5 protein-coding genes are annotated in these 15944 nt (G+C 42.5%); 3 read left to right on the top strand and 2 right to left on the bottom strand.

Features of this window, described 5'->3' with window-relative positions; translation table 11 throughout:
- Positions 1-8: 8 nt before the first annotated feature.
- Together J0L83_08725 and J0L83_08720 are read right to left on the bottom strand one after the other, a co-directional pair.
- Positions 9-1037 (bottom strand): PorP/SprF family type IX secretion system membrane protein, encoded by a 1029-nt coding sequence (locus tag J0L83_08725; GenBank protein MBN8664643.1) that lies wholly within the window; start codon positions 1035-1037, stop codon positions 9-11.
- The gene (locus J0L83_08720) at positions 1037-8713 is read right to left on the bottom strand and encodes a PKD domain-containing protein (GenBank protein ID MBN8664642.1); all 7677 of its coding nucleotides are present in this window, start codon (positions 8711-8713) and stop codon (positions 1037-1039) included. Before J0L83_08720 ends, J0L83_08725 begins: the two co-directional genes overlap by 1 nt.
- Before the next feature lie 134 nt (positions 8714-8847).
- On the opposite strand from J0L83_08720, the gene J0L83_08715 reads away from it, so the two are divergent.
- From J0L83_08715 to J0L83_08705, 3 genes are all read left to right on the top strand, one after another.
- Positions 8848-11169, top strand: a complete 2322-nt coding sequence (locus J0L83_08715) for an MMPL family transporter (GenBank protein MBN8664641.1) — start codon at positions 8848-8850, stop codon at positions 11167-11169.
- Between the two features lie 82 nt (positions 11170-11251).
- Positions 11252-14383, top strand: coding sequence for a SusC/RagA family TonB-linked outer membrane protein (locus tag J0L83_08710; GenBank protein MBN8664640.1), 3132 nt, complete (start codon positions 11252-11254; stop codon positions 14381-14383).
- 25 nt (positions 14384-14408) lie between these two features.
- The gene (locus J0L83_08705) at positions 14409-15887 is read left to right on the top strand and encodes a RagB/SusD family nutrient uptake outer membrane protein (GenBank protein ID MBN8664639.1); all 1479 of its coding nucleotides are present in this window, start codon (positions 14409-14411) and stop codon (positions 15885-15887) included.
- Positions 15888-15944 lie beyond the last annotated feature (57 nt).

The following is a 15944-nucleotide window of genomic DNA, read 5'->3' as shown; positions in this document are numbered from 1 at the left end:
ATAAAAGCTTATTTACCGAAGCTGACACAACGTGTCATATCAATGGTGGAATTTCGAATCTTCAGAAATCCCTTGTAGACCATGCTTAATTCAAAACCACCTCTCCAGTTAGAAGCTACTTTGAGTCGGGAGATATTGACATCATAACTCAGGCCGATACTGACAGCTTGCATATCCATTTTCAGCATCGGAATCAACGCATCGCCAACGCGCAGAAAACTGCCGGCATAGATGGCATAGGGTTCATCGCCTTCGCGACTAAGATCTAATCCAAACATGGCGCCCCCCAGTATTTGTTGATTTGCCCCTTGTTTGTAGTAGTCAGCAAACAAGGTGATTCTTGCCTGATCACTGATTGGGGTATTGATACCGATATTGGCTGTAAGTCTTGGATAGAGGAAACTGACTTCATTATTGGTAGTAGTACTACTGATCTTGGGTCTGGTGAAATGATGGATACCTGCAGCAACATAAAAATTACCACCATTATTTAAGCTGTTGCTGTAACAAAGACCTGCAGCTGCATCCCAGTACTGATAACCACTTGCCACAACTTGTTGTGCTGTTGGGTTAGATGGATCATAGCTGCCATTACGGAACTGATCGCCCAACTTCATTTTAGATGCATCGAACTGGCTGCTCACCAAGCCGCCCATGAAAGCAAGTGATAAATATTCATTCCTTTCACCACTTAAGGATTTATGGAAATTCAAGGAGGGTAGGAAAGATGTACGTTTTAACCGGATATCACCTGCTGCATCTACTGCCAGCTGTGTGCCAATGGTGATTACATCCTCAGCACTATTCGCCTGCATCTTGTATTCCATGCTCATAGATGTAGTTCTGAACGGCACTGTGATGCTGCCCCACTGATCGCGGAATGCACCCGATACACGCAAATCACCTTTGAATAAACCACTGAGGGCAGGGTTACGTAATAGTGGTTGTTCGTAGAACTGAGAGAAGTTAAGATCCTGTGCTGTACTTATGATACAGCTTATCAGGAAGAGCGTTAATATCGTCAGTTGCTTACGCATTATCTTAAAACAGCTACATTTCCTTTGAATAATGTGCCTGTGCCTTTATCGCAGACTACTTCGCATAACCAGACAAACACTTCAGGATTCACATCCTTGCCTTTTACTTTTCCATCCCATCCGGTAGAAGGATCATTGGCATTGAAATTATTTTTCTCAAATACCAGTTCGCCCCAACGATTATAGATACGGAAATAGCGTACAGTCCGGATACCAGTTCCCTGTACAAAGAGTTTATCATTCACACCATCGCCATCCGGCGTGAATGTATTGGCTACATATACTTGTGTATTTGCGCAAATGGCTTTGATGCAGATGGTGTCTTGACTGTAGCAGTTGAAATTGTTACGCACCCGTAGCAATGCACATTGATCGGCATTTACAACAACTGTTGGATTAGGGCAGTTGGTGCAGGATGCATTGTTCAGGTTGATCCATTTCCACTCTCTGATGAGCTGATTGCCTACGTTTGGTTGCAGTGTAATCTGGCTGCCAACCTGCACTATGGTGTCTTTACCTGCATTCACCGGGAACGGTCTGCCTACACTGATGGTAATGCTGCTGGTATCTGTAAAGCAGTTTTGTGCATCTTTACCAATAACCTGATAGGTGGTGGTGACTTGCGGCTTCGCAATTGGTGCTGCCACTACGGTACTATTCAAGCCTGTTGAAGGGAACCATTGATATGCAGCAGCGCCAGAAGCAAACAGCTGTCTGGATTCTCCGATACAGATAGAATCGTTTCCAGAAACTTGCATGCGCAATGGTTGTATCACATTTACTGAAGTTGTAGTTGCTGTTGAACAGCCTAAACTGTCTGTTGCAACCACAGTGTATCTAGAATTTACATTGGGCTGTACTTGTATGGTATTACAATTTGTGCATAGTACGGTATTGCTTTGAGTTCGCCAGCTGATATTGGCACTACTACTTGCACTCAACACGGTGCTTTGTCCAAGACAAATACTAACTGGTGCGTTCACGCTCACCGTTGGTAATGCCCGTACAGTGATTTGCATAAAAGCAGTATCTGTACAGTTTTTGTCAGTCTCTACTATCAGCTGCAGCTTATATACACCCGGTCTTTGATATGCTGTAGAAGTTGTGGGTGATGGCGTGCGTACAATATTGCCATTGCCAAGATTCCAGCTATACTGAACAACACTATCTTTTGAAATAACATTTGCATTGATACTTACTTTAGCTGCTTCACAAGCATTAGAGCTTGCAATGATTTGAGCAGCTGGTTTTTCATTCACTTTCACTTGTAAAGGGGTAACAATGCTATCAAGGCAGCCTGTGTTGCTCAGAATACGCATCTTGATTTGATAGATACCTGCATCGCGGAAAGTATGGAAAGGTGTATCTGTTTGTCCAATCAAGCTGTCATTGATAAACCATGTGGTATTGCGGATACCAAATATGCTGCTGCTTCTGTTTGCGAAGTGATATTGAGGGAATCCACAATTATTCTCAATATGCCAGGTGAATTTAGGTGCTAGTTTTTCAATCCGAATAGTGTCTTTGCCGCTGATGCTGACTGCGCAATTGTTATCACCAATCAAGAATGCTCTTGGTACAAATGCACCGGGTCTGTTATAGGTATATGTTACAATACTATCCGTTGTTGTGAGTATAGTGCCATCGCCAAAATCCCAACGAATCTGACGTGTATGCTGAGTGCTGGCTCTGAATACCACCGGATCACCAGTATTACACCTGTCGGGACTGCTATACTGCAGCGATCCTGTTGGCGCAAGAATGTTGATTTGTGTACTGTCTGTATAGGTGCAACCACCTACTGTGGTTGATTGCATAGTGATTTTGTACTGCCCATTCTTGAAGAAGGTATAAACGATATTGGCGCCTGTCCGTACACTGTCAGCAATCTGCCATCTTGTGTTGCTGGTATCGCCAGAAAGATTGTGCAGACTGATATTGAAAGGTGTACAATTACCGAGTGTATCTGAGATCAGTAATTTACCTGGTAAGGAAGCTACAATAGATACATCACCAAAAGCAGTATCAGCGCAACTGATACCCGTAGCAAAATATTGTTTACCAATTAATTGAATCTGATAATTGCCTGCTTGCTGGTAAGTAGTGGCTGTTTGATACTGATTGGATAACTGTTGGTTACCAAAATTCCAGCTGAATTGCAATGCAGGATTACTGTTATTGGTAAAGCGAATACTATCACCAATACAGCCAGCTGGCGTATTGATGAAAGCCACTTCCGGCAAAGCATGTACATAAACGTTCTTATACAAGCTGGTATCAGAACAGCCATTATCCGCTGTTACTTTAAGGGTATATACGCCTGGTCTGGTATAGCTATGGCGAATGGTATCTTTATTTTTTCTGGTTGTAATTGTTGTGCCATCACCAAATTCCCAAGTGAAAGTACCACCACGTACTGTGTTGTTGATGAAAACTGCATTGAGTACACCACAGGCAGCTGTATCCCTGGCTGCAACACGCAGTACAGTTGGATTAGGTGTTACTCGAACAGGCACGGCAATATTATTGGTATCTGTTCCGCAGCTATTGAATGCAATAAGTTTTGCAAAATAAGTTCTATCGCTACCAGTATGATACGTATGAACTAACTGCGTAAAGCTGTTCATAGAGGTATCCTTCCCATCATCAAAGATGAGTTTGTATCCCAGGGCAAGGCCCTTGGTTTGATTGGTAAACTGTACATCCAATGGTGAGCAACCAAAAGATGGTGTGGCAATCATACTTGCAATAGGCAGTGCTTTTACTGTAATCAGTTTTGAGAGCTGAACAGTATCACATGTGCCAAACACTGTTAGGGTAATTCGATAGGTGGTGTCCATTCTGCTCCACGCGGGTGCATAGGTTTGTGCTGGCGGATTGAAAATGGTTGATTTTTTACCATTGCCAAAATCCCATTCAACACGTAGTGTACTATCTGTGGTTTCGTTGATTATCTGAATGCTGTTAGGTCCACAGATGGTGGTATCGCTTATGCTGAAGCCGGCTTTTATGGCGGGTGTAGTATAGAACCATTGTGTAAGGGTATCATTTATGCATCCGAAGCGATGGATACCAATGATGGTGAGCTTGAGTGAATCGCCCGGTTGATCGATGCGAATATTAGGTGTATTGGAACCGCTATGGATAAGCTGATTGTTTACCCACCACTGATAGGTTTGAATATTGCTATCGGGCAGAATTTGTACTTGCGCGTCAAGGTCAGCAGGTGCGCAGAATAATGCATTGCTTATTTGTGTACGCACTTTGGCTGCACTTCTTTTCTGCAGGGTAATGATATTGCTGGTATCGCTTAAGCAATGATTGATTGTTGCAATTCTTCTGAATTGTGCATAGAACAAACTGCTGTCGGGCAATAGGCTAAGTGTATTCAGCTGATTGCTATTGAGCCATCCGCTACCAGTATTGTATTGCCAGTAGGCTGTTGCATATGTTGGCAGGGCAGATCCTCGCAGTGAATCATACAACTGGCCTGCACAAATCTGCTGGTTACTGCTGATGATATTATTACTGATGCCGGGTAGTACTGTTAATATAATGGTGTTGGAAGTATCTGCATCACAAATACTGTTTTGAACAATTGCTCGATACCATCTGGTAGCAGTAAGGTTGGTATAGTTAAGGCTGCTTGCTGTATGACTGATCTGTTGCCAAGTCTGTCCGCCATTTTCTGAATACTGCCAATAAAGAATATTGCCCGTATAATTATTGAGCTGTAGTATGCCATTGTTATTAGCATAGCATACCGTATCTGCATGTGATAGAATGCCTGCATTGCTTGTATCTAGTACTGTTACACGAATAATATTACTCGTGTCAGTAGTAATGCAGTTATTTACTTGTGTGCTTGCAATCACGCGCCATTCTACAGACTGTCGTAACTGTGCAAGCTGAAGGGAACTGCCGGTAAATGCAGTATCAGTCCAAGCAATTGTACCAAGGAATCTGTACTGCCAGTGGGTAATATTACCAGTACTCAGTGTGGTGCTCAGTAATGTATTTCCACTATAGCAAATTGTCGTATCCTTCAATAACTGAATATTGGTATGCAATTCAGGTGTAACGCTGATGGATACTGTATCAGTTGAATTACAACCTGCATCATTCTGGATACGCCATTCCAGTAAATAATTACCAGCTTGCTGAATGGTTAGTAGAGTACTGTTACTATCGGCTTGCTGCAATATTGCATTTCCTGGCTGACTAATGATGCGCCATTGTCCTTGTTCGAAAGTTTGACTTGGTTTATTGGCGTTTAGAGGTATTGATTTTGTTGTGCCGCTGATCCATCCACAAATACTGGTATCAGCTCCTGCATTTGCTGTTGTTGTGATAGGTCTAATAACAATTACAGCTGTATCGCTGGAACTAGTACAGACACCATTGCTAACTGTCCAGCTTAAGGTATATGCACCTGCTTGTAGATTATTGATATTCGTTCCTGCATTTGTGCTGTCTTGTAAACTTGCACTGCCGGGACTACTGATGATACGCCATACACCATTACCTGTTACAGGAGCTTGTGCATTCAGTTTGGCGGTATTGGTTAAGCATAACAATTGGTCATTGCCAGCAATTGCTGATGTTGGAGCAGCAGTGATACGAATAGATACGGTATCTGTTGTTGACATGCAAATGCCGTTTGTACTAGTCCAGCTCAATTGATAAAGCCCTGCAACAAGATTGCTGATAATCGCATTCGGATTACTGGTGTCACTAAAGGTTAGAACACTAGGCCCGCTGATCAAATGCCAGAAACCTGTACCATTGCTTACTGCTGATGCATTCAATTGGAAGCTTGGTGTAAGGCATAGTATGGTATCATTACCTGCGTTAGCCTGTGATGCGGGTGATATAAAAGTAATGGAAACAGTATCGCTGAGTATGGGACAAATACCATTGGTAACAGTCCAGCTGAATTGATATTGTCCTGATGTGAGATTACTTACCATCGCATTGTGTAATAGGCTGTCATTAAAAACGGGTCTTGTTGGCCCGTTAATCCATTGCCAGTAACCGATACCTCCAACCGCGGGATTGGCGTTCAGTTGTAAAGTATTTTGAACGCAAACAGTTGTATCGTTGCCAGCATAAGGCGTTGTTGGTGCTGCAACAATATTCACTGTGATGGTATCTTTGGTATCGGTACAAACGCCATTCGAGATAGTCCAGACAAATTGATATTGCCCTGTTGTAAGATTGCTGATACTTGTCTGATAATTGTTGGGATCTAGAATCTGCGGTGAGTTTGGTCCGCTGAGTAATGACCATGTACCTGTATGACCACTGCTTGGTTGATTCGCATTTAAGACAAAACTATTTGCAGCACATAAACTGGTATCATTTCCAGCTTTAGCCTGATTAGGGGGATTGATAAGTGTGATATAAACTGTGTCTGCTGTGATACCGCATATATTGCTAATCGTCCATGCAAATGCATATGTGCCTGCAGTAAGATTGCTGACGCTTGTATTTGCCTGATTGGTTTGCTGTATTGTGGGCGTGTTCGGTCCGCTTAGCATCGTCCAGACTCCATTACCATAAGCAGGTATATTGCCATTGAGTTGAATACTGTCCTGAAGGCATATTGTTCTATCCGCACCTGCATTTGCACTACTTGGTGGCTGGTTAATAAAAACTTGAATAGTATCTCTATTATCATTTGCACAGATGCCATTGACACGAAGATTGGCCTGCAGATAGAACTGTACACTACCATTGGTTTTATCAGCATTGGAGAATGTATAGGTAGTTTGAGCAGTATTGTTGTTGCTGAAGCTGCCGCTACCTGAGCTTGTCCAAGTATAGCCTGTAACCGGACCTGAAGCAACTGCATTCAGATCAATTGCGTTAGTTGCAATGCATATTGTTGTGTCATTTCCAGAATTAATAACAGTTGTTACCGGCACATCCCGGTATACAAACATGGTATCTGTGCAATATGTGTAGTTGGATGTATAACCAAGTATGATGCGGTATATATTACCGCCTTCTAACTTAAACTTGGGATATCTTTCTGTAGAGTCGGTACCGCCGATATAGGTATATGGTCCTCCGCTTATTTGCCAGCTATATTTATCAGATGGAAGATTATTACTGTATACAGGTGTATAATCTGTATTGGTGTTCACAACAACAGCCGAATTATTACACTCTACAAAATCAGGGGGCAATTGTACAGTATTGCTATAAACAGTTTTTTGTGCACTAAGGCTACAGTTTGCATTGCTTGTAGTATAGCTAATGATTGCTGAACCTGCACCGCGTATGGTAACTCGGCCTGCTTGGTTCACAGGAAACAAAGTGTTATTGCTGCTCCAAATTCCGCCTGTAACTGTATTGGAAAGGTGCAGTGTATTGTTGATACAACCTGCACTATCTCCTGTTATACTATCAATCACCGGATTAGCTAAGATGGAAACAATTGTAGAAGCTGTATCAGTGCAACCGTTCACATCATTAACAATAAGCTGGTAGCTTCCCGCCTGAGCAGGCCTTGCAGGAGTGATTCGCGCAGTATCGTTTGTACTATTGAATCCGGATGGTCCTGTCCAAGCATAACTATAAGGTGCGTTGCCACCACTAACCTGAGGAGATAGTTGCAAGGTGGTACTGTCGCAAATATTGTTTGCGCCGGTAATGCTGAGTTGTGGTGAACTAATAACGCGTAAACGAACACTGTTGGAAGTAGCGATACATGTTGCAGTTGCAAGACTATTCACATCGGGCCCTACTACAACTCTGTATAAACCACTGTCGCCATTGGCAGTGTTGTTGATAACAAGATTGTTGTTGTTTGTACCTGCTCCACCTACATTGACCCAAGTACTGCCATTGTTCGTACTTCTTTGCCATTGATAAGCTGGGTTGGCGTAAGGGCTGTTTTGAATATTAGAAGTGATGGTGGCTGTTGCTCCAGCACAAATGTTACCGGTGCTATTGATGCTTACGTTCAAGGCAGGTGTGCATGCAGTAAATAGAATATCATCGAGTGCCAGATCATTGCCACATTGCGCACCGCCTCCATAAAAATCAACCATTTCCAATGTAAGCCCCGATATACCAACCGGCAGCGTAAATTGAAATCCATATTGTATCCAATTCAATGGACCGTTTACCGGAGAAAGCGGTAAGGTGTTTGTAGTGTAAGAGGCTAAGATATTGCCTGATAAATCTTTGATGCGGAAAATCACTCGCGCATATACAAGATTGCTGCCACATACACCTTGTGTATTCGGACTATTCACATTGGCGATCCATGCAGTGAAATTGTAAATAGTGCCTGTGCACAAGCCGGTAACATCCTGCTTGAAGAAAAGAGAATTATTGCCACCGGCATTTACCAGAAACATATTGCCATTGGTATTGCCCGTATGGTCACCTCCTTTAGCCCAATCACCCTTATTGGCATTTTCTACTCTGGGGGTAACGATATAATTACCATCTGTACCAACATTACCAAAATTGTAATTGGTAGATCCTGCGGGTGCAGTAGTTGAGGTTGTTGAATTTGGGGATTGTCCGAAGGTTTGACTGAAAACCGGCTGCACTGCAGTATTACTACAAATTCCGGGTTGCGCAACTATGCTTTGTACATAGCATAAGCAGGTACAAAGAAAGATCAACCATTGTCTTGAAGGGGGAATGGTGATTTTCATAGTTTGGATACCCTTACAGGTATGTTAAATGTAGCGATTTTGTTGTAGGGTTTAACGATTTTTTGCTACGAAAATTTCGGCAAGACCCTTGCAGAATAAAGCTTTTCTTTGCAATTCATCTTGAATAGTCATACATGTGGTACCGTATTGGTAGGGTAATACTTCAGTATAGAATTTTCTTTTTATCTGTATTAGCCTGTTTAACAATTTTTTTTGGTTGGCATGCGGCCAAAGTGCAGATGAGTTATGATTTCACAAGAGCCATTCCTACCAATAATGAGAAATACCAGGATTATCAGGCATTTCGCCAAAAATTTGGGGAAGATGGCAATCTGCTGGTTGTAGGCATTAACACCGACAAGTTCTTTACACCTAATGTGTTTAATGCGGCAGCTGAATTGCATCGGTCTTTGAAGCAAATCAGTGCGGTTACGGAAGTGTTGAGTGTACCGGGTGCAGTAAGTCTGGTTAAGGACAGTGCTGGTGAGCAACTGATCGCCTCAAAAATATTCGCCGAAACCTATCAGCAACAGGACAAACTGGATAGTGCAGCAACTGTTTTTCAAGGGCTGCCTTTTTATAAGACATTATTGTATTCCCCTGAGTCAAATGCTTATTTATTTGCGATTAGTGTAAATAAAGATACCATCAACAGCAAAGCCAGAACTGGCTTGGTAAATCGAATTTTACATGCTGTTCAGCTGTTTGAATCGAACACAGGCATCAAAGCGCATGTAAGCGGATTACCTTATATCAGAACTACGGTAGCTAATCGGATTGCCAGTGAAATGAATTTCTTTCTAATTGGCTCAATTGTATTATCTGCCATCACACTATTCTTATTCTTCCGTTCACTCAGCGCAACCCTCATGAGTTTAGGTGTAGTATTGATGGGTGTTGTGTGGAGTATTGGTACGATGGTGTTGTTTGGCTATAAGATTACCATATTGAATGCCCTAATCCCACCTTTGGTGGTAGTGATAGGCGTACCCAACTGTATCTATTTCCTAAATAAGTATCATACAGCTTACAAGGAAATAGGACAAAAAGAAAAAGCCATTGTAACAATGGTGGGTAGAATGGGTATCGTTACGCTATTCTGCAATATTGCCGCTGCTATTGGATTTGCGGTGTTTGGGCTTACAGAAAGTGCATTACTGAAAGAGTTTGGTTATGTAGCTGGCTTGAATATCATGGCATTGTTTCTTATTTCTCTTGTCTTTATTCCGGCAGTGCTCAGTTTTCTTTCACCTCCACAGAAAAAGCATGTGCGCTATCTTGATAATCCTTTCCTCCAAAGGTTGCTGGCTGCTGTAGAGCGTTGGACATTTCACCACAAGCGCATGGTATATCTTATCACGGCTGCTGCGATGATTTTTGCATTAGTAGGTGTATTCAGACTAAAGAGTGAAGGTTTTATCGTAGATGATTTACCTAAGACAGATAAAATTTATACAGACCTGAAATGGTTTGAACAGTCTTTTGGTGGTGTGATGCCTTTGGAAATAGTAGTGGATACGAAAAAGAAAAATGGTTTGGTGAGGTCTACCGCTGCCATGAATAAGATTGCTGAGTTTTCGGATTATATCGATCAACGTGCGGAAACTGCGCGCCCATTGTCTTTTGTAGAAGCTTTGAAATTTGCCAAGCAGGCCTATTATGATGGTGATACACTGAGTTATGATGTGCCTTATGATGGTGATATGTTGTTTTTAGGCCCATATCTGAGAGGTCAGGGAAATACCAAGGGTAATTTGCAGAAGTTGGTCAGCAGTTTTATGGATAGTACCCGGCAAATGGCCAGAATCAGTGTGAACATGAAAGATATTGGCAGCAAGCAACTTCCATTATTGTTAGACACTTTTGCTGCTGCGTCTGCCCGTATTTTCGACACTGCAACATATAAAGTCACATTTACAGGTAGTAGTGTAACCTTTCTTGAAGGTTCTCGCTTCATTATCAATGGGTTGAAAGACTCCATCATCTGGGCTTTTGTGCTGATCACGCTTTGTATGCTTTACCTGTTTCGTTCTTTCCGAATACTGCTTTGTTCTATCATACCCAATATTGTTCCCTTGATTTTCACGGCTGGTGTTATGGGTTGGGTGGGCATTCCGCTGAAACCTTCAACTGTACTGGTCTTTAGTGTGGCTTTGGGCATAGTAATTGACGTAACGATCAGATTCTTAATTAATTACAAGCAAGAGCTGCCAGACCACCACAACAATGTCAGGCTCACTTTGGTACAAACGATTCATCATACAGGAATAAGTATAATATATACTTCATTGGTTCTCATTGCTGGATTCATCATTTTTTGCTTTAGTGGCTTTGGTGGTACCCAGTCTTTGGGCTGGCTCACTTCCTTAACACTGTTGATAGGCACCATAACAAACTTGGTTTTACTGCCGGTACTATTGGGCCAACTCCATAAAACTCAGGGTGTTACAGAATAGTCAGTTTGTTTAACTTTTTTTACCCTTTTTGCAGCAGATTTTAGATATTCACGGTCTTAAACGTTAAACTAAAACTTTGCACATGAGAAAACTACTCGCTTTTGTAGCGTTTTCTCTGTTCCTGTCTTTGTCTGCTTTTGCGCAGACCGGACGTACGGTAACAGGAAAGGTTACAAATGAAAAAGGTGTCCCTATGTCAGGGGTTTCAGTTTCTGTTGTTGGATTCGGCAGAAACGCGATTACAGATCAGAACGGTGCTTTCAGTATCAATGCACCGGAAAAAGCAAAAACACTTCGCTTCAGTTTTGTGGGTTACGAAGATGTAGACCAGTCTATTGGTTCTGGTCCTTTGAGTATCAACCTTTTGGAAGAAAACAAAGCCCTGAATGAGGTGGTGGTGGTTGGTTATGGTACACAGAAGAAAAAAGAAGCAACTGGTTCTCTGGCTTCAGTAAAAGGTGATGCCATTGCCAATAAGCCTGTACAGAGTTTTGAGCAGGCACTTGGTGGTAGAGCTGCAGGTGTGCAGATTACCATTCCAAGTGGTGTCTTGAACGCGCCTCCTGTTATTCGTATCCGTGGTACAAACTCTATCTCTCTTTCTTCATATCCGTTGATTGTAATTGATGGTATCCCAACTTTTACTGGTGATGCAAGTTCAACTGCTGCTGCAGGTAACGCACTGGCCAGCATCAACCCTAACGATATCGAGAGTATCGACGTTGCTAAAGATGCTGCAGCTACTGCCATCTACGGTAGCCGTGCTGCTAACGGTGTTGTATTTGTAACAACTAAGAAAGGTAAAGCAGGTAAAGCCAAAGTAACTTATGATGGTTGGTTTGGTATCAGCCAGGTGCAGCGCTTACCACAACTCCTGGATGCTTTCCAATACACAGATTTCAAAAACAAGGCATTGGTTAACGCGGGTACATTCAATGCGAATACCAACGCTTTTGCATTAACAAATGGTCCTGATGGCAGACCCATTAATACCAATTGGTATGATTTTGTTTACCGTACTGGTATTCAGCACAGCCATACCGTAAACGTTTCTGGTGCTAATGATGCAACCAGTTATTATTTCTCTGCTGGTATTACTAAGCAGCAGGGTATCATCAGACGCAATGATTTCAACAGAATGAGTTTGATGATGAATGTTGACCACAAAATCAGCAAGATCCTGAGCATTGGTGGTAAGATTCAGTATTCTAAAGAAGATAACCTTGCTGCAGTAAGCTCAGGTTCTCTGGGTGATGCTTTTGCAACTGCAGGTTTGGGTCGTGTGCCATTGATTACTGCACCAAACGTTTCACCATATAACAATGATGGAACTTACAATATTTCTGGTGCCTTGATTGGTTCTCAGAATAACAAGCAGGGTCAGGTTGGTTTCAACAACCCGGTTGTTCAATTAGACCTGAACAGACAAAACAGCTATGCATACAGACTCTTAAGCAATGTGTATGTACAAGCAAAGCCTTTCTCTTGGATGACGCTGAGATCTACTTACAGCATTGATAACCTCAATGTTGATAATGACTCTTATTTCAGCCCGCTCTCTGGAGAAGGTTTTTCTACCAATGGTTCAGCTACAGCCAACTTCAATAAAAATGAGCGTTGGGTTTGGACCAATACCATGCAATTAGACAAAACATTTGCTGATAAGCATAATGTTAGCTTGTTGATTGGTAATGAGCAGCAGAAAACTAACAGCAATGGTTATGGTATCAACCGTATTGGTGTAAACGATCCAAACTTCACTGTTATTCAGGCTGGTTGGCAGACGCCTAACACTGCAGGTTTGGGTATCGGTGAAAACTACCTGATATCTGATTTCAGCCGTTTGCAGTATAACTACGACAGAAAGTATTACCTGAGTGGTAATATCCGTCGCGATGGTGCTTCTCAGCTTGGTTCTAATAATAAGTATGGTACTTTCTGGGGTGTTTCTGCTGGTTGGGAAATTGCCAGAGAAGCTTTCTGGAGCAGCATGAGAATGGATAAAGTATTCAGCAGCTTCAAGCTTCGCGCAAGCTATGGTAAAGTTGGTAATATCGGTGGTCTCGGTAACTTCACTTCACTGTCTACATTTGGTTCAGGTCTGTATGGCGGTAATGGTACCGTTGTATACAATCAGGCAGGTAACGCTGATCTGACTTGGGAAACCAGCCGTAAAACAGATATCGGTATCAACTTTGGTATCCTGAACGACAGAATCACAGCTGAAGTAGCTTATTATAAGAACGATATTGATGGCTTGCTTTTATTTGTACCTCAGCCGCCATCTGCAGGTTTGCCAAGTACTATCCCACGTAACGTAGGTAAGATGTACAATGAGGGTATTGAATTCTCAGTTGACGCCGCTGTTGTTAATAAGAAGAACTTCACTTGGAGAACTTCATTCAACGCTGCTTACAACGATAACAAAGTAACTTCTCTGGCTCCTGGTCTTAACAACATCATCTCATCAACTGGTGGTTTGGAGAACCCAAGCATCACATTGCCTGGTTATCCTATCGGTATGCTGTTCGTAACACGTTCAGCTGGTGTTGATCCTGCTACTGGTAGAAGAATTTACATCAATGGTGCCGGTCGTCAGGTATTCTATCAGCGTGTACCGCCTCCTGGTCAGTTCCAGTGGTCTTATGCTGATGGTACTGCAGCACCAACTGTAAGCTCTGCTGATGCGGTTGTATACAGAAACACTAACCCAAGATGGACTGGTGGTTGGGATAACAATTTCCGTTACAGAAACTTTGAATTGAATATCCTGATGACTTACCAGTTTGGTTCTTGGATTTATTTCGGTACCAATGCCGGTTTACGTGATCAGCGTTTCTGGAATAACTCTGTTGATGTGTTGCGTGCCTGGACTAAGCCTGGTGATGTAACAGATGTACCAAAATCAGTATTTGGTGATAACGTTTCCAATGGTTCTGCATTCCCTATGGATGTTAACGTGTTCAAAGGAGATTTCGTAAAAATGAGAACCCTGGGTATTTCATATTACCTGCCAAAGTCAATTCTGGATAAAGTAAAAATCTCTAGTGCGCGTTTCTATATCAATGGAAACAACCTGCTGATCATTACTCCATATCCTGGTCCTGATCCTGAGGTTTCTTCCAACGGTAATGGTTCATCCAACTTTGGTATTGACAGAAATACAGTTGCTAACCAACGTACCATCACTTTTGGTCTGAATGTTGGTTTCTAATTCATTAACCAGTCAAACAAATGAAATGAGAAAGAAAGTTTTATATACCTTGATTGGCGCAGCTGTTTTGTTCACAACTTCTTGTGACAAGCGTCAGCTTTCGCCAGTACCGCAGACGGTGATCTCAGATCTCTCTGCATTTGACACACGAGTGCGTATTGAAGGTCAGGTAAGAGCTATCTATGCATCCATCAAAAACAGTGGTATGTATGGTGGTCGCTATCAGATTTTCAACGATATCCGCGGTGGAGATTTCCTCAATGAGCGTACCAACGTTGTAACAGGTTTTGATGTTTGGAGTTATACTACTGTAGGTAGCTCTACCAACAGTATCCTGAACCATTGGGCTCAGGCATACTATGTTATCAACCTGGCAAACGTATTCCTGGATGGTATGGATGCAAAAGGTGCCGGTGTGGTTGGTGCTGCTGTTGCGAATAATTTCCGTGGTGAAGCAAGATTGCTTCGTGCCATGAGTTATTATTCTTTGCTGCAATTATATGCTCGTCCTTATTGGGATGGTAATGGTAGCAAGCCTGGTGTACCCCTTCGCTTAAAGGGTAACACCGGTTCAGGTGATTATGCTTTGGCAAGAGCTACTGTGGCTGAAGTATATAATCAGATTCTGGAAGACTTAAATTTTGCTGAAGCCAACCTGCCACTTACCAATGGTAATGCTACAGCAAATACAACCAGAGCGCACCGTAACACAGCCATTGCTTTGAAAACCAGGGTTTACCTTAGCATGGGTAACAATGATAAAGTAATTGAGGAAGCCAATAAAATCGTGAGCACTAATGCACCATTTACTGCAAGTAGCGGTGTAGCGCATGCACTCAATCCAAGCTTCACCAATATTTTTACGGCTTACACTTCAACTGAGTCAATTCTGTCTATGCCTTTTGCTTCTAACGAAACACCCGGTACACAGAACCAGCTTGGTTTTTACTACGGTCCTCCATTTGTAAATGGCGGTAGTGGTGAATATTCTTTGAATCCCAATGGTATTTTGGGTAATCCTGACTGGCGTGCTTCAGATGCGCGTAAATCTCAGATCAGAACAACCAATGCCGCTGGTAATGCCGCAGGAACTGCACGCAGCTGGGTAATTAAATATCCAGGTGCTGCTCCTTATACAGACTTCGCACCAGTAATTCGTTATGCTGAAGTATTGTTGAATTTGGCAGAAGCTTTGGCAAGAAAAGCTGGTACTGGTGCTGTTGATACAAGAGCTTTGGCTATTCTGAATGCGATTCGTCAGCGTTCTGATGCCGGCGCTCCTTTATTTGCACCTGCAAGTAATGCTGCTTTGATTGACCTGATTCTTACCGAGCGCAGAATTGAATTGCTTGCAGAAGGATTAGCAGGAGCAGATCTTACTCGTTTGGGTCGCGACCTGCCTGCTAAGCCGGGTGTAGCCGCGATGCCATCCAGTGGTCAGCAATATATTTGGCCTATCTCAGCCAATGAATTGTTGTTGAACCCACTTTGTAAGGATAACTAATCTTTATTGAGCTTAGTAAAAAGGCACTGCAATTGCAGTGCCTTTTTTTGTTCGGAT

Source organism: Chitinophagales bacterium, from assembly GCA_017303835.1.
In the GTDB taxonomy this organism is placed as follows: Bacteria; Bacteroidota; Bacteroidia; order Chitinophagales; family Chitinophagaceae; genus JAFLBI01.
Note: the sequence above shows the minus strand (reverse complement) of the source record. Positions and strands in the feature narration are given on the sequence as shown.